This window comes from Pseudomonas sp. TH34, from assembly GCF_016650865.1.
Classification (GTDB): domain Bacteria; phylum Pseudomonadota; class Gammaproteobacteria; order Pseudomonadales; family Pseudomonadaceae; genus Aquipseudomonas; species Aquipseudomonas yamanorum.
The window spans coordinates 1-18,491 of record NZ_JAEKFB010000026.1 but is presented as its reverse complement, the minus strand read 5'-3'; the positions used below and the strand labels follow the sequence as shown (position 1 = coordinate 18,491).

At 60.5% G+C, this 18,491-nt stretch carries 17 protein-coding genes; 8 read left to right on the top strand and 9 right to left on the bottom strand.

Going from position 1 to position 18,491, the window contains the following annotated elements; genetic code table 11:
* The first annotated feature begins 54 nt into the window (after nucleotides 1-54).
* Both JFU58_RS20460 and JFU58_RS20455 read left to right on the top strand, forming a co-directional pair.
* Nucleotides 55-861 (top strand): alpha/beta fold hydrolase, encoded by an 807-nt coding sequence (locus JFU58_RS20460; RefSeq protein WP_063029714.1) that lies wholly within the window; start codon nucleotides 55-57, stop codon nucleotides 859-861.
* Between the two features lie 101 nt (nucleotides 862-962).
* Nucleotides 963-3,158 (top strand): OsmC domain/YcaO domain-containing protein, encoded by a 2,196-nt coding sequence (locus JFU58_RS20455; protein ID WP_063029716.1) that lies wholly within the window; start codon nucleotides 963-965, stop codon nucleotides 3,156-3,158.
* Between the two features lie 130 nt (nucleotides 3,159-3,288).
* Here JFU58_RS20455 and JFU58_RS20450 read toward each other — a convergent pair whose 3' ends face one another.
* The 3 genes from JFU58_RS20450 to JFU58_RS20440 are packed head-to-tail and all read right to left on the bottom strand — an operon-like array spanning nucleotide 3,289 to nucleotide 7,392.
* Nucleotides 3,289-4,710 (bottom strand): efflux transporter outer membrane subunit, encoded by a 1,422-nt coding sequence (locus JFU58_RS20450; protein WP_063029718.1) that lies wholly within the window; start codon nucleotides 4,708-4,710, stop codon nucleotides 3,289-3,291.
* A complete protein-coding gene (locus JFU58_RS20445; protein WP_201141962.1) occupies nucleotides 4,707-6,287 on the bottom strand; it encodes a DHA2 family efflux MFS transporter permease subunit in 1,581 nt (526 codons plus the stop codon). Before JFU58_RS20445 ends, JFU58_RS20450 begins: the two co-directional genes overlap by 4 nt.
* Entirely contained in the window at nucleotides 6,280-7,392 is a 1,113-nt protein-coding gene (locus JFU58_RS20440) for an HlyD family secretion protein (protein ID WP_177026091.1), read from the bottom strand. The genes JFU58_RS20445 and JFU58_RS20440 overlap by 8 nt, the downstream gene beginning before the upstream one ends.
* A 99-nt stretch (nucleotides 7,393-7,491) precedes the next feature.
* Here JFU58_RS20440 and JFU58_RS20435 point away from each other — a divergent pair, with 99 nt between their 5' ends.
* On the top strand, nucleotides 7,492-8,196 hold the full coding sequence (locus tag JFU58_RS20435; protein ID WP_201141960.1) for a CerR family C-terminal domain-containing protein: 705 nt from the start codon (nucleotides 7,492-7,494) through the stop codon (nucleotides 8,194-8,196).
* A 2-nt stretch (nucleotides 8,197-8,198) separates the two neighbouring features.
* Here the strand turns inward: JFU58_RS20435 and JFU58_RS20430 are convergent, their stop codons facing one another.
* Both JFU58_RS20430 and JFU58_RS20425 read right to left on the bottom strand, forming a co-directional pair.
* A complete protein-coding gene (locus JFU58_RS20430; protein WP_201141958.1) occupies nucleotides 8,199-8,819 on the bottom strand; it encodes a LysE family translocator in 621 nt (206 codons plus the stop codon).
* Nucleotides 8,820-8,835: 16 nt separating this feature from the next.
* The gene (locus JFU58_RS20425) at nucleotides 8,836-9,417 is read right to left on the bottom strand and encodes a DUF6630 family protein (RefSeq protein WP_201141956.1); all 582 of its coding nucleotides are present in this window, start codon (nucleotides 9,415-9,417) and stop codon (nucleotides 8,836-8,838) included.
* 114 nt (nucleotides 9,418-9,531) lie between these two features.
* Between JFU58_RS20425 and JFU58_RS20420 the strand changes: the two genes are divergently transcribed.
* Nucleotides 9,532-10,569 (top strand): alpha/beta hydrolase family protein, encoded by a 1,038-nt coding sequence (locus JFU58_RS20420; RefSeq protein WP_201141954.1) that lies wholly within the window; start codon nucleotides 9,532-9,534, stop codon nucleotides 10,567-10,569.
* A gap of 26 nt (nucleotides 10,570-10,595) precedes the next feature.
* On the opposite strand, the gene JFU58_RS20415 is transcribed toward JFU58_RS20420, so the two are convergent.
* Entirely contained in the window at nucleotides 10,596-11,102 is a 507-nt protein-coding gene (locus tag JFU58_RS20415) for an Lrp/AsnC family transcriptional regulator (RefSeq protein WP_201141952.1), read from the bottom strand.
* 118 nt (nucleotides 11,103-11,220) lie between these two features.
* Between JFU58_RS20415 and JFU58_RS20410 the strand changes: the two genes are divergently transcribed.
* From JFU58_RS20410 to JFU58_RS20395, 4 genes are all read left to right on the top strand, one after another.
* Entirely contained in the window at nucleotides 11,221-12,255 is a 1,035-nt protein-coding gene (locus tag JFU58_RS20410) for a histone deacetylase family protein (RefSeq protein WP_201141950.1), read from the top strand.
* A 77-nt stretch (nucleotides 12,256-12,332) separates the two neighbouring features.
* The gene (locus JFU58_RS20405; RefSeq protein ID WP_201141948.1) at nucleotides 12,333-13,742 is read left to right on the top strand and encodes an amino acid permease; all 1,410 of its coding nucleotides are present in this window, start codon (nucleotides 12,333-12,335) and stop codon (nucleotides 13,740-13,742) included.
* Between the two features lie 204 nt (nucleotides 13,743-13,946).
* Nucleotides 13,947-15,356: an OprD family outer membrane porin gene (locus JFU58_RS20400; protein WP_201141946.1), complete on the top strand. Its 1,410-nt coding sequence runs from the start codon at nucleotides 13,947-13,949 to the stop codon at nucleotides 15,354-15,356.
* Nucleotides 15,357-15,519: 163 nt separating this feature from the next.
* The gene (locus JFU58_RS20395; protein ID WP_201141944.1) at nucleotides 15,520-15,948 is read left to right on the top strand and encodes a TOBE domain-containing protein; all 429 of its coding nucleotides are present in this window, start codon (nucleotides 15,520-15,522) and stop codon (nucleotides 15,946-15,948) included.
* 152 nt (nucleotides 15,949-16,100) lie between these two features.
* On the opposite strand, the gene JFU58_RS20390 is transcribed toward JFU58_RS20395, so the two are convergent.
* The 3 genes from JFU58_RS20390 to JFU58_RS20380 form a co-directional block, all read right to left on the bottom strand.
* Nucleotides 16,101-16,610: a cytochrome P460 family protein gene (locus tag JFU58_RS20390; protein ID WP_063029738.1), complete on the bottom strand. Its 510-nt coding sequence runs from the start codon at nucleotides 16,608-16,610 to the stop codon at nucleotides 16,101-16,103.
* Nucleotides 16,610-17,662: an alpha/beta fold hydrolase gene (locus tag JFU58_RS20385; RefSeq protein WP_201141942.1), complete on the bottom strand. Its 1,053-nt coding sequence runs from the start codon at nucleotides 17,660-17,662 to the stop codon at nucleotides 16,610-16,612. The genes JFU58_RS20390 and JFU58_RS20385 overlap by 1 nt, the downstream gene beginning before the upstream one ends.
* A 136-nt stretch (nucleotides 17,663-17,798) precedes the next feature.
* Nucleotides 17,799-18,491: alpha/beta fold hydrolase (locus JFU58_RS20380; protein ID WP_201141940.1), on the bottom strand; the 693-nt coding region annotated here is incomplete at its 5' end.

Genomic DNA, 18,491 nt, shown 5'->3' with positions numbered 1-18,491 from the left:
AGGCCTGAATCTCCTTGAGATTGGCGCGGTCGTTTTTTTCAAGGAGTCAGCCATATGTCCCTACCCGAACCGTTCACCCATGCACAGCTCCCCATGACGGTCGACGGTGTGCCGTTGAGCATCGCAACGATCCACCGCGCGGGCGGCCTGGCGCCAATCGTGTTCCTGCATGGCTTTGGCTCCACCAAGGAAGACTACGCCGACATCGTCCAGCAACCTGCATTCGACGGTCACCCGTTTGTGGCCTACGACGCCCCTGGCTGCGGTGAAAGCCAGTGCAGCGACCTGTCGAAGATCTCGATCCCGTTTCTGCTGCAAACCGCCACGCAAGTGCTTGACCACTTCAACATCGAGCGCTTCCATCTGGTAGGCCACTCCATGGGCGGGCTCACCGCTCTGATGCTGGCGCACCAGTTCCCGGGCAGGGTGCTGAGCTTTGTCGATATCGAAGGCAATATCGCGCCGGAAGACTGCTTCCTCAGCCGGCAGATCGTCGACTACCCGGCAGATGATCCCGAGGCGTTCTTCAGCGCTTTTATCGAGCGCACTCGCCAGGCACCGGCCTACGCCAGCGCGCTGTATTCGGCGAGCCTGAGGCACAAGGTGCGCGCCGGTGCGGTGCGGGGGATTTTCCAGTCCATGGTCGAGCTGTCCGATAACGCCGACCTGATGGGCAAGTTCCTCGGCCTGGAATGCCCGCGCCTGTTCATGTACGGCGAGCAGAATGCACACCTGTCGTACCTGGCGCATATCCAGGCGCAGGGCGTGCGGCTGGCGCCGATTGCGCAGTGCGGGCACTTCCCGATGTACTCCAACCCGATCGCGATGTGGCAGCAGATTGCGGACTTTCAGCACAGCTGATCTCAACCGCCAGCGATCAGACAGGCCCGAAAGCACAAGACTTACGCCTCGAAACCCGGATAATGGCGGCCATATTTTGCTCGCTATTCTGGTAAACCCGCATGGAAATCAAGGTCAATTTTCTCGACAACCTTCGACTTGAAGCCAAGTTCGACGACTTCACCGTGGTGGCCGACCAGCCTATTCGCTACAAAGGCGATGGCTCGGCCCCGGGTCCGTTCGATTACTTCCTGGCTTCGTCGGCGTTGTGTGCGGCTTACTTTGTGAAGTTGTACTGCGAAACCCGCAACATCCCCACCGACAACATTCGCCTGTCCCAGAACAACATTGTCGACCCGGAAAACCGCTACAACCAGATCTTCAAGATCCAGGTAGAGCTGCCGGCGGATATCTCTGATAAAGACCGCCAGGGCATCCTGCGTTCCATCGACCGTTGCACCGTGAAGAAAGTGGTGCAGGCCGGGCCGGAGTTTGTGATCGAGGAAGTGGAAAACCTGGATGCCGATGCCCAGGCATTGCTGATGCCAAGCGCGGCGTCGGATGCGGGCACCTACATCGCGGGCAAGGACCTGCCGCTGGAAACAACCATCGCCAACATGTCGGCCATTCTGGCGGGCCTGGGCATGAAGATTGAAATCGCTTCGTGGCGCAATATCGTGCCCAACGTGTGGTCGCTGCATATCCGCGATGCGCACTCGCCAATGTGCTTTACCAACGGCAAGGGCGCGACCAAGGAAGGCGCGCTGGCGTCGGCATTGGGCGAGTTTATCGAGCGGCTGAACTGCAACTTCTTCTACAACGACCAGTTCTGGGGCGAAGACATCGCCAATGCGGCGTTTGTGCATTACCCGGACGAGCGCTGGTTCAAGCCGGGCCGTAAAGACGAACTGCCGCCGGAAATTCTCGACGCCCATTGCCTGCACATCTACAACCGCGATGGCGAACTGCGTGGCTCGCACCTTTACGACACCAACTCAGGTAACGAAGATCGTGGCATTGTTTCGCTGCCGTTCGTGCGCCAGTCCGATGGCGAGGTGGTGTATTTCCCGTCCAACCTGATCGAGAACCTGTACCTCAGCAACGGCATGAGTGCCGGTAACACCCTGGCTGAAGCGCAGGTGCAGTGCCTGTCGGAAATCTTCGAGCGCGCGGTAAAACGCGAAATCATCGAAGGCGAATTCGCGCTGCCGGATGTACCGCAGGAAGTGCTGGCGAAATTCCCGGGCATCCTCGCCGGTATTCAGGGCCTGGAAGCCCAAGGCTTTCCGGTACTGGTGAAGGATGCGTCCCTGGGCGGGGAATTCCCAGTGATGTGCGTCACCTTGATGAACCCGCGCACCGGCGGCGTATTTGCTTCGTTCGGCGCGCACCCAAGCCTGGAAGTGGCGCTGGAACGCAGCCTGACCGAGCTGTTGCAAGGCCGCAGCTTCGAAGGCTTGAACGACTTGCCGCAGCCGACGTTTGAAGGCCACGCAGTGACCGAGCCGAACAACTTTGTCGAGCACTTCATCGACTCCAGCGGCGTGGTGTCGTGGCGCTTCTTCAGCTCCAAGTCGGATTACGAGTTCGTCGAGTGGGACTTCTCCGGCCAGGGTGAAAACTCCAACGCCGAAGAGGCGGCAACCTTGTTCGGCATCCTCGAAGGCATGGGCAAGGAAGTGTACATGGCGGTGTACGAGCACATCGGCGCGACCGCCTGCCGCATCCTGGTGCCGGATTATTCGGAGATCTATCCGATCGACGATCTGATCTGGGACAACACCAACAAGGCGCTGTTTTTCCGCGAAGACATCCTGAACCTGCATCGCCTTGATGAGGCTGAATTGAAGGGTCTGGTTGAGCGTCTGGTGGAAAGCGAGCTGGACGACTACACCGACATCACCACCTTGATCGGCATCGAATTTGATGACAACACGGCGTGGGGTCAGCTGACGATTCTGGAATTGAAGCTGCTGATTTACCTGGCCTTGCAGCAGTTTGAAGAGGCCAAGGAACTGGTGGAAATGTTCCAGCAGTACAACGACAACACGGTCGAGCGTGGCTTGTTCTACCAGGCCGTGAATGCGGTGCTGGAGATGGAGCTGGACGAAGATCTGGAACTGGCGGATTACGAAGTGAACTTCCGCCGCATGTTTGGCAACGAGCGGATGGATGCGGCGATAGGGTCGGTGAATGGTAGCGTGCGGTTCTATGGTTTGACGCCGACGAGCATGAAGCTGGAAGGGCTGGATCGGCACCTGCGGTTGATCGACAGCTACAAGAAGCTGCACGCGGCGCGGGCCAATACGGCGCGCTAACCTGCTAGTGAGGGAACCCTTGTGGGAGCTGGCTTGCCTGCGATGCAGGCAACTCGGTGTATCTGGTACACCCAGTTGATGCCATCGCAGGCAAGCCAGCTCCCACAGGGTTTAGCGTTGTCCTGACGCGTTACAGAGTCCAACCCAACCCCAGCGCCTTGTGCAACGACGCAAAGTCCTTGAGCAACGCCGCATCCCCGGAAATCCGGCTTTCCTGCGCCTGATACCGCGTACGTTCCGCATCCAGCCAGTCCAGCGTGCTCGCCGTGCCTGCTTTATAACGCTGGCGCGTCAGGTCCGCAGCCCGTACCGCCGAAGACTCCACATTACGCAGCAGCACCACGTTCTGCCGCTGGTTGCCATACCGGGCCAACGCCACATCCGCATCACGCAACGCACTCAACACCACACTTTTGTAATGCGCGAGGGCCTCATCGCGCCCGGCTTCGGCGCCTTTGACACTGGCCGCCACCCGGCCGAAATCCAGTGCGTTCCAGGTCAAACGCGGCAACAGCAGCCAGGTGCCGCTGTCCTTGCGCGCCAGGTGCCCGGGGTCGGCCGCCGAGAACGACAAGTCACCCATCAGGCTGAGCTTGGGAAACCAGTCGGCGGTTTTCTCACCGATCTGCGCGTTGCTGGAGGCCAGCTGGCGCTCGGCGACGCGGATGTCAGGCCGTGCTTTCAGGATCGCCGCCGGGTCGGCAAACGGCACCTGGCTCGGGATGGCGGGCAGGGCGCGGGGCGTGCTGAGCTGTGCGTCCAGCTCGCCCGGTTCCAGGCCGCAGAGCAGGTTCAGTTGATCCACGGCCTCGACAATGGAGGCTTGCAACGGCAGTCGCTGGGCCCGGGTATTTTCTGCCTGGGTCAGTACCTGCTCCAGTTGCAACTGTGAGGCCACACCACGGCTGCGCCGTTGCTGGGTCAAGTCCAGCGCCTGCTGCTCGATATCGACACTGGCGTCCACCAAGGCGAGGCGTGCCTGTTGGTCGCGCAGGTCGGCGTAGGTCTGCACCACCTCGGCCGCCAACTGCACCTGGGCATCGGCCAGTTGCGCCTGCGAAGCGTCGTTTTCCGCCTGGGCCGCCTCGATGGCACGCCGGGTGCCGCCAAACAGGTCGGCTTCCCAGCTGGCATCAAAGCCGGCGAGGTAGAGGCTCAATGGCCCGCGGCCGCCGCCACTGTTGCCACCCAGCGCCGAGGTGTCGGGGGAGCGCAGCTTGAGCATCGCCGCATCGCCGGTGACCTTGGGCAGGGCGTTGGCATTGGCGCCACTCAGGCTGGCCCGCGATTGCTTGAGTCGGGCCTGGGCAGTCGCCATGTCCGGGCTGTTTTGCAGCGCCTGGGCCACCAGTTGATTGAGTTGCGGATCGCCGAGGGCTTGCCACCATTGGGCGACAGCGGGGGTGCGCGGCAGACCCGTATCGGCGTGGGGCAAGCGCCCGGCCCCCAGGGTTTTTGGCGCGGCATCTGGCGCGCCATGGTAGTCCTGCCCCACAGTACAGGCTGCCAGCAGCCCGACGGTGAAGAGCAGGGGAAGTGAGCGATAAATCATGTTCGTTGGCCTGCCTGCGCCGCGCGCTTTTTCAGGATGAAGATCAGGGGAAGGCACGCCAGCATGGCGAGTCCCAGCACGTAGAACGCGTCGTTATAGGCCATCACCGCCGCTTGTTGTGCGATGTCGTTGGCCAGGTGGCTGAGGGCTTGCAGCGAGGCGGTGGACGGGTCGCCGGTTTGCGCCAGGTAGCTGGCGGTGTTGCTCGCCATTTGGTCCTGGGTCAACTGGGTGTTGGCCTGGATGCCTTCGCGCAGCATGTCGTCATGAAAGTGGCTGCGCCGGTCCATCAGTACGCCGAGCAGCGCCAGCCCCAAGGTGCCGCCCAGGTTGCGCGACATGTTGTAGAGCCCGGCGGCATCGCCCGCATCGCGGGTTTCCACCGAGCGCATGGACAGCTGACTGAGGGGCATCATCACCAGGATCTGCCCGAAGCCCCGCAGTATCTGCGACCAGTAAAAATCATGGCCGACGCTCTGGGCGGTGAGCTGGGTGTCGAGAAAACAGCTGGCCCAGTACATCAACAGACCCACGCCGACCATCATCCTGAGGTCCAGGCGGCCAAGCATTCTCGGCAGAATCGGCATCAGCAAAAACGCCGGAATCCCCGACAGCAGCATGATTGAACCTGACTGTTGCGCGTTGTAGCCCGACAAAATCCCGAGGAACTGCGGCACCAGATACGCCGTGCCATACAACCCGGCGCCGACCGCCGTGGCAATCAGCAGCACGCTGCCAAAGCTGCGGTTGAGCACCAGTTGCAGGCGCAGGATCGGCGTGCTCGAGCGGACTTGCCCGACGGCGATCAGGAAGAAACCGATCACCATCGTGATGCTTAACCCGATGATCAACTGCGAGTCGAACCAGTGTTCACGCTGGCCTTCTTCCAGCACCACGGTGAGTGAGCTCAAGCCCATGGCCAGGCCAATGATGCCCAGCCAGTCGGCCTTGATGAATTGCTGAAGGTTCATGCGCTCGCTGGGCAGGCCGGTGATCAGCAGGGTGATCAAGGTGATGCTGACAGGCAGGTTGATGAAGAAGCACCAGCGCCAGTTGATGTTTTCCGTGAGCCATCCGCCAATCACCGGGCCCAACAGTGGGCCGAGGATCACGGTCATGCCAAACATTGTGGTGCCGATTGCCAACTGGTGGGCGGGGAGGCGGGTGCGCACGATGGTCTGCGCGGTCGGGATCATTGCACCGCCGGCAAAGCCTTGGCCGATGCGCCCGGCAATCATCGCGCCGAGGCTTGAAGACAGGCCGCAGAACATCGAGAAAAACGTGAACATCAACGCGGTGCCGATCAGGAATCGGCGCAGGCCGAATACCCGAGTCAGCCAGGCGGCGAGGGGGATCATGACGATCTCCGACATCAGGTAACCCGTGGCGATCCACGTGCCTTCAGTCCCGGTTGCGCCGATCTGGCCTTGGATTTGCGGGAGTGCCGAGTTGGTGATCGAGATGTCCAGGGTCGCCAGCAAAGCCCCCAGAGAACCGGCGGCGACCGCGATCCAGTCCGTCAGCGAAGCATTGCGCGGTTTGTCCGCAGGCACCTCGGTCAAGATGGCTTCAGCCATGGTTGGCGTCTGCCGTGTGGGTGCGAGTGTCGACGTCTACGGTGGCGGACAAGCCGGGCACCAGTGCCTGGCGAACGTCGTCATCCGGTACATCCAGGGAAATCCGTACTGGCACGCGCTGCACGATCTTGGTGAAGTTGCCGGTGGCGTTCGACGGCGGCAGCAACGCGAACTGTGCGCCCGTGCCAGGGGAGAGGCTGTCGATATGGCCCTGGATGGCATGGCCGGGCAGTGCATCCACATGCACGGTGACGGTCTGCCCGGCGCGCATCTCGCCGATCTGGGTTTCCTTGTAGTTGGCGGTCAGGTAGATCGCGCTGACTGGCACTACCGTCAACAGGCGCGTGCCCGGCTGCACGTATTGGCCGACACGCACACCACGGTCAGCCACGCGACCATCGAGGGGGCTGCGGATCACCGCGTCGTCCACATCCAGCTGGCTTTGCGCTTCACTGGCCTTGGCCACGCCGAGTTGCGCCTGGGCTTGCTTGAGCTGGGCTTCGAGGGTGCCGTAGCGGGTTTGGCTGGAGCGCAATGCGGCCTGCTTGGCGGCCACGGTGCTGCGGGCTTGGGCGAGTTGGTTATTGAGCTGCGCCAGGCGCTCTTCCGGCTCGGCTCCTGAGCGCGCCAAGGGTGCATAACGCGCGACTTCGGTTTGAGCGTGCTGGGCGTCGGCTTGGGCGCCTTGGAGTTGGGCGCGCGCCTCGGCGATGGTCGAGTCCTGTTGCACCAGGTCGGCCTGGGCCTTGGCAAAGTCGGCCTCGCGGGCGGCAATCGTCGCCGAGGCTTCGTCACTCACCGCTTGGTATTTGCGGGCGTCCAGGCGCACCAGCACGTCGCCGCGCCTCACGTTCTGGTTATCCGCCACCAACACCTCGGCGACGTAGCCATTGATTTTGGGGGCGACGCTGATGCTGTCGGCTTGCAGGTAAGCGTCGTCGGTGGTCTCGATAAAGCGCCCGGTGAGCCACCACCAGGCGCCCCACGCCAGCCCGGCCAACAGCGCCACGCCGGCGAGACTCAGCAGAATCCGTCGGGCTTTGCCGCGTTGGCCGTTGACGGTGGTTTCAGGAATGACCTGAGAAGAGGGAGGTGCAGCGGACATCAAGTCACTCCAGTTTTATATCAGTTGGAATAAATTCGTTTTTTCGCGAAAATTTGTCAACTGGTATATTTTGGTTACGTTAAAAAAATGGAGTTACCCATGGCACGACACAAACCGGCCGCCGAAGGGGGTTATCAGCGGGGTGAAGAAACCCGTGCACGTATTGTCGAGGCTGCCGTCGTGGTCTTTGGCGAGCGCGGCTACGACGGTGCGTCCACCCGGGACATCGCGAATGCCGCCGGGGTCAATGCGCCAGCGATCCAGTACTACTTCGACGGCAAGGAAGGCGTCTACCTGGAATGCGTCGAGCATTTGATCACGCTGTTATGGCGGAAAATGGCGCCCACTGTTGAAGCGGCCGAAAGCGCATTGGCGGAAGACGGCGCTAATGATCAAGGGTTGATCGAAGCCTCATTGGGCATCCTGGGCGCAGTGGTTTCCACGATCCAGGACAGTCCCCAGACTACTGCGTGGCGAGCGTTTCTTGATCGTCATCAGGTTGGACTGTGCCCCGAAAGCGCGACCATGGCTTTCGAGGAACGCTTCAAGGCGCGCATCGCCAACGTGATCCGCCTGCTGATCGCGCGCCTGGCGGGCCTTGCCGTTGACGACGAGCGCACGGTGATTCACTCCATGGCGCTGTTCACCCAGGGCCTGGCGTTTCGGGTGCAGAAACCCAAGCTGCTATCAGCTTTGAACTGGACTGAAGTGAACCAGAAGGAAATGGAATTGGTGCGGGAGGTGGTGCTGATGCAGGCGCGGTTCACCCTCGAAGGTCTGGTGCGGCACCGGGGCCGGCACTGACCTCAGCGCTTGCTGAACGCCAGCCGGGCCGCGAACAGCACAAAGATCATGCCGGTGGTGCGGTCCATCCACTTGATGACCTTTTCGCGCCGCAGCACACCGGCCAAAGGCTGCGTGGCGCCAATCAGTATCAGTGACCAGATCAGGCTGATCACCACATGGATGCTCACCAGGCCGAACGTCCACACCACCAGGGAATGCCCCTGGGGAATGAACTGCGGCAGGAAAGACACGTAGAAAATCCCGATCTTGGGGTTGAGCACGTTGCCCATCATGCCCTTCAAAAACCAGTTGGCGCCGGATTTTCCATCGTTCTCGATTGGCGCCAGTGAGATGCGCGGGCGCAACAGCATGTTCAAGCCCAGCCACGCCAGGTAAGCCGCGCCGCAATACTTCAAGACGTTGAAGGCCACCTCGGACACGGCAATCAACGCGCCCAGCCCAAAGGCAACCGCGGCACCCCATAACAAACAGCCGGCGTTGATGCCCAGGGTGGCGCGCAGCGCTTGTTGCTTGCCCTCGACGGTGGCGGTGCGCAGCACCAGGGCCGTGTCCAGCCCTGGGGTCAGCGTCAGCAGTGTGGCGGCGAAGGTAAAGGCCAGCAGGTTATCGGTGATGGACATGGATATTTACCTGAAATCAGAAATTCTCAAGACTGGCGTTGATACCGGCGACACGCGCCAGCTGGATGGTTGCGTCGACCTGTTCAGCATCGATGATAAAGCCCTGGAAATCGTCATCTCCCGAGTCCAGGTGGACGTAACGCTTGCCGAATCGAGCCAGCCATTGGTCGAAACGTTCCAGCACCTCAGCCATTGATGACTTGCCGTCATGCACGTAGACGTAAGGTTCTTGCACGCCGCTGGCGCTTGCCAGGTAGGGCGCGAGGTATTCAAAGCTGTCATACCCACGCCAATCGACAGCCAGCAGCGTCAGGTAGTCGAGTTTCTGTCCGCGGGTGTCTTCAAGCAAACCCAACGACAGTGCAGTGACTGCGTCTTGCCGGACGGAGTACTGGCGCAGCACTCGCCGTACCAGCCTGGCGCTTTCCTCTTCCGGCGCACGGGCCAGCAGCGTTTGGGTCAGTGTTTTGAGCGCCTGCTTCTGCTGCGGGAATTCGGGAGGGCGCATCTCTCGCATGATGGCGGCATGGCTGGCGTTGGTTTCCTCGGGCGGTGGCATGGTAAAGCGCCCGCCAAACAGACGATCCCAAATGCCCATGCTGCCTCCCTGTATACGCGGCTTTCCTTATTGGTGAAGCAGGTTACTGTCATGGACGCAGGGCTGTCGATACTGTGCAAGAATATGGCGCTTAGCCACTTAGGGAACTCAAGGATGAAAACGCTGTGTGCTGCGCTGTTGTTGACGGTTGTAACCACCCTGGTCCAGGCCAATGAGGTTCGGATCGGCTTCCAGGAAATAGTGATTCCCGACGCTGAGCACGGCAGGCCGTTGCAGGTGGCGGTGTGGTACCCGACCCATGCTTCCGGCACACCAGAACTGATTGCTGACAATCCGGTGTTTGTCGGCGCACCCGCCTTGAAGGAGGCCACGCCGGCTGCTGGCGAACACCCGCTGGTGGTGATCTCCCACGGCATTTTCGGCAACTGGATCAACCAGTCGTGGCTCGCCAGTGCGTTGGCCGGGCAGGGTTACATCGTTGCCTCGCCCAACCACCCCGGCACTACCAGCAAGGACCGCACCCAGCCCGCGGCCTCCGAACTATGGAAACGTCCCCTTGATATCCATCGGGTGATTGATGCCGTGATCGCACAGCCAAAACGCTTTGGCGCGGTGGCCGAGCACAAGATCGCCGTGGTGGGGCACTCGCTCGGCGGCTGGACCGCGATGGAAGTTGGCGGCGCACGCTTCGACCCACAGCGCTTTACCGAGGACTGCAAGGTGCATTCCGAGATCGCCCCTTGCAAGGCGTACGACCTGATCGAGGTGGGTCGCACGGAGCAGGCCAAACAGCGCCTGGCCGAGGACTTGAGCGACAAGCGCGTGGCGGCCATCGTTTCGCTGGACCTGGGCTTTGCCCGCGGCTTCAGCGACGAAAGTCTGGCGGCGCTGAACCGGCCCACACTGGTGATTGCGGCGGGTACGCCGTCCCCGGAATTGCCCGCCGCGCTGGAGTCGGCCGACTTGGCCAAGCGCTTGCCGCAGGCCACGTCGCGCTACGTGGAAATCAGCGACGCCACGCACTTCAGCTTCCTGCCCCTCTGCAAGCCGGGCGCGGTGGAGCGGATTGAACAGAGCGACCCCGGTGAAGGCTTTATCTGCCTGGATGCCAAGGGGGCTCGTCCCAAGCCGCAGATTCAGCAGCAGGTAATCAGCTTGATCAGTGAGTTCCTGCAGCAGTCCCTGCGCTAGCCGTTAGCTGCCTTTGCGTCGAGGCGTTATGTTCGATTCCGGTCTGCCGCCGGAATCGCCACCCGACTCGTCGCCTTCACCTCCTTCAACGCCAAACTCGACTGAATCGACGCAATCCCCAACTGCCGTCGCAACACGCTCTCCAAAAAATCGCTGTACGCATCCAGATCCTCCGCCAGCACCTGCAACAGATAATCCGCATCCCCAGTGATCTTGTGGCACGCCTGCACCTGCGGCAGTTCCTTGATTACTGCCTCAAAATCTTCCGGCGTATGGTCGGAATGCACCGCAAACCGCACGTGCACAAACGCCATGATTTCCAGGCCCAACATCTTGCGATCGAGGTTGGCCTGGTAGTCCTTGATCACGCCTTCTTCCTCCAGCCGCTTACGCCGTCTCCAGCACGGCGTGAGGCTAAGGGACAGGCGTTCGCTGAGTTCGGCGTTGGAGATACTCGCGTCTTCCTGCAGCAACGCGAGGATGGCGAGATCGGTGTCGTCAAGTGCGACCTGTTTGGTTTTATTTTTCTTCATGGCGGCTCATTGGGGTAAAAATGCCCGATTACGCTAGCATCGGCGCACATAAAAGCAAAGAAAGCCCACCGTAGCCAGAACAAAATAATCACCTGTCTTTCACGGGTGGATGTCTTTCATGTTGACTGTTTTTAGTGATTCTCATCGTTTGCACCATGGCACCGAACTCAAGGATGGCGTGCTCAAACCGTCCTTCGAACAACCCAGCCGGGCCGACACCGTGCGTGACCGGGTCAAGCATGTGGGCCTGGGCGATATCATCGTCCCGCGCAAGTTTGACCGGGCCTGTTACGTCAACGCCCACAGTGAACGCTACGTGTCTTTCCTGGAAACCGCCTGGGCTGAATGGACCGCCATCGGCCGTGCCCACGACGCCTTGCCGCTGGTGTGGCCGGTGCGTGACCTGGCCAATGAGCAGGTGCCGGAATTCATCGACGGCAAGCTCGGCTTCTTCGCGATGGATGCCGGTTCACCCATCACCAGTACCACCTGGGAAGCGGTGAAGACCAGCGCCGATATCGCGCTCACCGGACTGGCGTTGATCGATGAAGGCCACAACAGCGCCTTCGCCTTGTGCCGTCCACCGGGCCACCATGCGGCGCGGGAATACATGGGCGGTTATTGCTACCTGAATAACGCGGCCATCGCAGCGCAGCAGGCGATCACTCAAGGCGCCAAGCGTGTTGCGGTGCTGGACGTGGATTTCCACCACGGTAACGGCACGCAGAACATTTTCTACGACCGCAGTGACGTGATGTTCGTCTCGCTGCATGGCGAACCGTCCGTGTCGTATCCGTACTATTCGGGCTTCAGTACCGAGCGCGGCACAGGGGCAGGCGAGGGCTTCAACCTCAACTACCCGCTGGCAAAAAACACCGGTTGGAGCACCTATAGAGACGCGTTGCTCGACGCCTGCATCCAACTGCGAAAGTTCTCACCTGAAGTGCTGGTGATATCCCTCGGCGTCGACACCTTCAAGGACGATCCCATCAGCCATTTCCTCCTCGAAAGCCGCGACTTCCTGGGCATTGGCGAGATCATCGCCAGCGTCGGCGTGCCCACCCTGTTTGTGATGGAAGGCGGCTACATGGTCGATGAAATCGGCATCAATGCCGTCAACGTGCTGCATGGTTTCGAGAACAAACACGCCTGATCCCGACCCCATTCCAACAATAAAAACCGCCTGACTTTTTTCTGCCAAAACTCAAAAACATAACAAGAGGTTTTGTGATGAAAACAACCGCGCCCGGGCTGATTGAAAAGCCCGCTTTGCAACGCACCCTCAACAACCGGCATATCCAGCTGATGGCCATGGGCGGTGCGATTGGCACCGGCCTGTTCATGGGCTCGGGCAAGATCATCGCGCTGTCCGGCACCTCGATCATCCTGATCTACATGATCATCGGGCTGTTTGTGTATTTTGTGATGCGCGCCATGGGCGAGCTGCTGTTATCCAACCTCAAGTTCAAAAGCTTCGCCGACTTTGCCGGTGCGTACCTGGGGCCGCGTGCGGCGTTTTTTCTCGGCTGGTCGTATTGGCTGAGCTGGAGCGTAGCGGTGGTGGGGGATGCGGTGGTGGTCGGGGGCTTTTTCCAGTATTGGTTCCCGGACGTGCCGGCCTGGATCCCGGCGATAGCGATGTTGCTGACCCTGTTTGCCTTGAATGTGCTGACGGTGAGGTTATTCGGCGAGGTGGAATTCTGGTTTGCGATCATCAAGATCATCGCCGTGGTGACCTTGATCAGCGTGAGCGTGGTATTGATCGTCAGCTCGTTTGTGTCACCCACCGGTGTCACGGCCTCCCTCAATCATTTGCTGGATAAGCAGGCGGCGTTTCCCAATGGCTTGTTCGGGTTCTTTGCCGGATTCCAGATGGCGATCTTTTCGTTTGCCGGCACTGAGTTGATTGGCACGGCGGCGGCGGAAACCCGCTCGCCGGAGAAGACGCTGCCCAAGGCGATCAACTCGATTCCGCTGCGGATCATCCTGTTCTATGTGCTGGCCCTGGCGTGCATCATCGCAGTGACGTCCTGGGAGCAGGTGTCACCGAGCAAGAGTCCGTTTGTCGAGCTGTTCCTGGTGGCCGGCTTTCCTGCCGCCGCGGGGATTGTGAATTTTGTGGTGCTGACGTCAGCGGCTTCGTCGGCCAACAGTGGGGTGTTTTCGGCCAGTCGCATGTTGTTTGGTTTGGCGGATCTGGGGGACGCACCGGGGATATTCCGACGGCTATCAAAAAGCAGCGTGCCGTTTATCAGCCTGGCGTTTACCACCTTCCTGATGCTGCTTGGCTTGCTGCTGCTGTTTATAGTCCCGGAAGTGATGACGGCCTTTACCATCGTCTCCACCGTTTCGGCGATTCTGGTGATCTTTACCTGGTCGACTATCCTGGCGTCCTACATTGCCTATCGGAAAAAGTGCCCGGAGCTACATGAAAAATCCCTCTACAAAATGCCCGGTGGCGTGCCGTTGGCGTGGGTTTCACTTGGCTTCCTGGCGTTCGTACTTTGCTTACTGGCACTTCGCCCAGATACCCGCCTGGCCCTTTGCGTGATGCCTGCCTGGTTTATGTGGCTGGCGGTTGCCTACCATTTCTCGCATTTTCGCCACCGACTCCAGCCTGATCAGCACACCGCACGTTAGCGGTCGTCATACAACTCAACGGCATTCAATCCTCGGAAAAGGCCGGCTTTTACGGCCTTTTCATGACGGTTTTTTCATTCCAACATGACAAAGATTTCACAATCTGCGCCATAGACCCCATGCCACAATCCGCAGCGTTTGCAGGGCCGCAACGGTATTCGCTCGAAGGACAGTAAAAAAATAATGTTCACAGGGGCGCAGTAAATGAAACTCTCTACATTAGCGTTGGCCATCACGGCGGCTGTCCTTGCACAACAAGCCAGCGCAGATGGTTTTGGTCTTGGTTCACTCGGCACGGGTGACGGCCATAGCGGCTTCCTCGAAGACAGCCACTCGTCGATCAGTTCGCGCACCATGTACTACAACGCCGACGTTCACTCCGGCACCGCGAACGACCTGCGTGAAGCGGCTCAAGTACTGCGTTTCGACTACAAATCCGGCTACACCCAAGGCACCGTCGGGGTAGGTTTTGACGTGATGGCGTTCGGCGCCTTGCGTCTCGACGGTGGCGATGGCCACGCAGCGGGCAATGGCCTGTCGGGTAACGGCAACAGCTTCTTCCCGGTGAAGAACAACGGCACCGAGCCTGCTGACAGCTTCGGTCGTGCAGCCGGCAACGTTAAATTCCGTATTTCCCAGACTGAATTGCACGTGGGCGGTGGTTTGGCGCCGATCCTGCCGATCCTGGTGTCCAACGATAGCCGCGCAGCGCCGCAAACGTTCGACGGCGGTATCCTGACCTCCAAGGACATCCCTAACGTCACCTTCACCGGTGGCGAGCTGAACAAGGCTGAAGGTCGTGCATCGAGTAACTCCACAGGCTTGAGCGTTGCCGGTGCCACTCGTGACAGCGACAGCTTCCGTTTTGGCGGCGTTGACTACCAGCCGTTTGGTTCTTCTGACAACGTCATCGCTAAAAACCTGACGTTGCAGTACTACTACGCCAACCTGGAAGACTTCTACAAACAGAACTATTTCGGCCTGGTGCACGTACTGCCGTTGGGCAATGACCAATCGTTCAAAACCGACCTGCGCTATTTCGACAGCACCAGCGACGGTAAAAACGGTTCGGCCGGCTATGCGTTCAACAACAACGGCGGCTATGCCAAGCACGCTGGTGAAGTCGACAACAAAACCTACAGTGCTGCATTCACGTACCAGTTGGGCGGCAGTCAGTTGATGCTCGGCCACATTGGCGTGAGCGATGACGGCGGCTTCGTCTGGGTCAACCAGGGCAGCATCGCCGACCCAACCGCACAAGGCGCGGCGGGCTCCGACTTCTACCTGTTTACGGACGCAGTGGTTGGGCAGTTCTCCCGCGCGGGCGAGCAGGTCAATTTCGGCCAGTATCTGTATGACTTCAGAACCCTGGTGCCTGGCCTCAAAGCGTCCATTGCTTACCTCAACGGCAGCGACATCAAGGCCAAGGTTGCCGGTGGCAGCGATCAGTCGGAACGCGAAACCGATTTCCGTCTTGATTACGTCGTGCAGGAAGGCCCGCTGAAAGGCTTCGGTACCACCTTCCGTACCGGTAGCTACCACGGCCACAACACCGGCACTGCCGACCAGGATCAAACCCGCCTGATCTTCAACTACACCTACGCGCTGTTTTAATGAGTCGTCGGTAAACGCTCCACCCGAAGGCCGGCCCATTGGGCGGCCTTTTTTTTGCGCGGGATTTCCGGCAGAGCAGGGCGCTATAGTTGTTTTTACACAACGCTACGTTTGATCATGCGCGGCAATTCCTAACCCATAAGTCAAGAAAAGGACCGTTCCCATGAAAGTCAGTGCACGCAACGTATTCAAAGGCCAGGTCAGCCAGGTCCAGGACGGCGCGGTCAACGCTGAAGTGGTGTTGACCCTGCCCGGCGGCGAACAGTTGGTGGCGGTGGTGACCATGGAAAGCATCCGCAACCTGGGCATTGCCGTAGGCAAGGAAGCGGTCGCGCTGATCAAGGCGCCGTGGGTGATGCTGATGACTGAATCCAGCGACATCCGCCTGTCGGCCCGCAACTGCCTGGAAGGCAAGGTGCTGAGCGTGAATGACGGCGCGGTGAATGCTGAGGTGGTAATCGAATTGGCGGGCGGTTCGAAGGTGTTTTCCATCGTGACCTGCGATGCGGTAACCGAGCTGGGTTTGAAGCCGGGCGTGAGTGCCACGGCGGTGATCAAGGCGTCCCATATCATCCTGGGCGTGCCGGCCTGATAACACCCCACACAACGTAGCAGCTGTCGAGCCCGAGCGAGGCTGCGTTTGCGGTGTATCTGACACACCGCCGACGCAGCCTCGCTCGGGCTCGAAAGCTGCTACGGGATGTCCGGTTGCCGCGGCGTTTGTTGTGGGAGAGGGCTATTGCGCTAAGGCGCCAGCCGGGTAAACACATAATCGTGGTTCTTCACCAGCGCCTGATGGCAGGCAAAGCACGTCTCATGCTGCGCCTGGTCCACCGGTTTGCCATTGATGAACCGCCCAAAACCCCAGCCTCCCGTCGCTGCGTATTTCTTCGAATCCTTGACCATGAACTGCACGGTGGTGGCCGCGCCGGGAATCGACGCGGTCTTGAACTCGGGCGACTGCACATGTTTCCAGGCGAGCTTGGCCAGCACGGTGCCGTCGGGGAAGGGCAGCGTACCGTCGCGGTAGGCCTTGAGCGCGACCTTGTTGCCGAGTACCACGCGCAGTTCATTCAACGGGTCGGCTTCCTGGGCCGGCGCGACGAGTTCCCATTGGCGGTAGCCGTCGGGAATCGTCACGCCGTAGATCGGCGATGGCTCGCTGGTGGTAGAGCCGCCAAAGGCGAACCCGGTCGCCGTGGCCACCACGGCGGCGGTTGCAGCGACGAGTGCAGCAAGATGCAGGCGCTTCATCACAGGTGATCCGCATCAATTACAGCCTTGGCAAAAGCTTGCGGTGCTTCCTGCGGCAGGTTGTGGCCGATGCCGCCGCTGATCAACCGGTACTCGTATTTGCCGGTAAAGCGCTTGGCGTAGTCTTCCGCTGCCGGATGCGGTGCGCCGTTGGCGTCGCCTTCCAGGGTGATGGTGGGTACGCCGATGGACGGGGCAGTGGCGAGTTTTTGCTCCAGCGCTGCGTATTTCTTTTCGCCCTGCACCAGCCCGAGGCGCCAGCGGTAGTTGAAGATCGACACGGCGACATGGTCGGGGTTGTCCAGGCCTTTGGCGCTGCGGTCGAAGGTGGCGTCGTCAAACGCCCATTTCGGCGAGGCGATCTGCCAGATCAGCTTGGCGAAGTCGTGGGTGTTTTTTGCATAGCCGGCGGCGCCGCGGTCGGTGGCGAAGTAGAACTGGTACCACCATTGCAGCTCGGCCTTGGGCGGCAGCGGGTTCTTGCCGGCAGCCTGGTTGCCGATCAGGTAGCCGCTGACCGACACCAGCGCCTTGACCCGCTCCGGCCACAGCGCGGAGACGATGTCGGCGGTGCGTGCGCCCCAGTCGTAGCCGCCGAGCACCGCGTGTTTGATTTTCAGTGCATCCATGAAGTCGATCAGATCGACCGCGAGTGCGGCCGGCTGGCCGTTGCGCAGGGTCTTCGCCGACAGGAAATGTGTGTCGCCATAGCCGCGGGCGTAAGGCACCAACACCCGGTAGCCCTGGGCGCCCAGCAGCGGCGCTACTTCGGAGTAGCTGTCAATGTCGTAGGGCCAGCCATGCAGCAGGATCACCACCGGTCCATCGGCCGGGCCGACTTCGGCGTAGGCCACATCCAGCAAGCCGGCCTTTACATGCTTCAACGGGCCAAGCGCGGTGTGGGCACTTGCGCTGGCAACCGCAGGTGCTTGTGTGTCCTGTGCACTGGCTACGCCGACGGCACCGAACTGCAACAGCGCAAAGGCCAGCAACGACCCGCCCATCAGGCGGCGGGGTTTGAAACCGGGCGGGGTGTTCAACTGTGTGTGCATGGTGAGTCTCCAGCGGCGGGTGATGTGCCTGGCTCACAGTTGAACGCAGTTGTGTATCCCGCCTGTTTCGGGAAAACCCTTGGGTTAAAGCTTTTGTATCGCAGAGTGGTTTGGACACACTGCGATACAAGGCAGGTTAATGATTGGCGTTGGCCTGGAGCGCGTCGAAGAAACCTGCCAGGTCGTGATTGAATCGGTCGGGCTCTTCGGTGAACGGTGCATGGCCGGCGTTTGCATACAACCTACTGTGCACCTGTGGATTGAGCTGTTTCGCCCGGGCGATGGCCGGCCCCGCCTGGACCAGGGCATCGCGGGCGCCATACAGCAGCAACACCGGCACTTTCGCGCCGCCCAGGCCTTTGGCGGCGTCGACCGTCATGGATTGCACGGCGCGCTGCATGTCCCAGGAAGCCATGGCTGCGTTGGCCAGCAGGCGTTCGAATGTGCGGCTGTCGGGTTGGGTGTGAAAACACAGGGCCAGGAACTCGCGCACGGTGTCCAGATGAGTCTTCAGGTTTGGCGAGTTCAAGTCGCGGTACACCTCGGGATGCGCCACGATTTGGTCCGCCTTAAGCTCAATGACGCCGTCGACATACACCGCGCCCGCAATCTGGCTATCGCCGTACCGGGCCAGGTAGTTGGAAATCACTGCGCCGCCCAGCGACCAGCCGACCAGTAAGGGTTTGTCGGCATGGGAGGCGGTTATCACCGCATTGAGATCATCCGCCCAGCGACGGCCTTCGATGTAGGCCGCGTCTTCGGCGGGTTTGCTCGAAAGGCCATGGCCGCGCAGGTCGTAGGTGATCATGCGAAAACGTTGTAGTTGCGG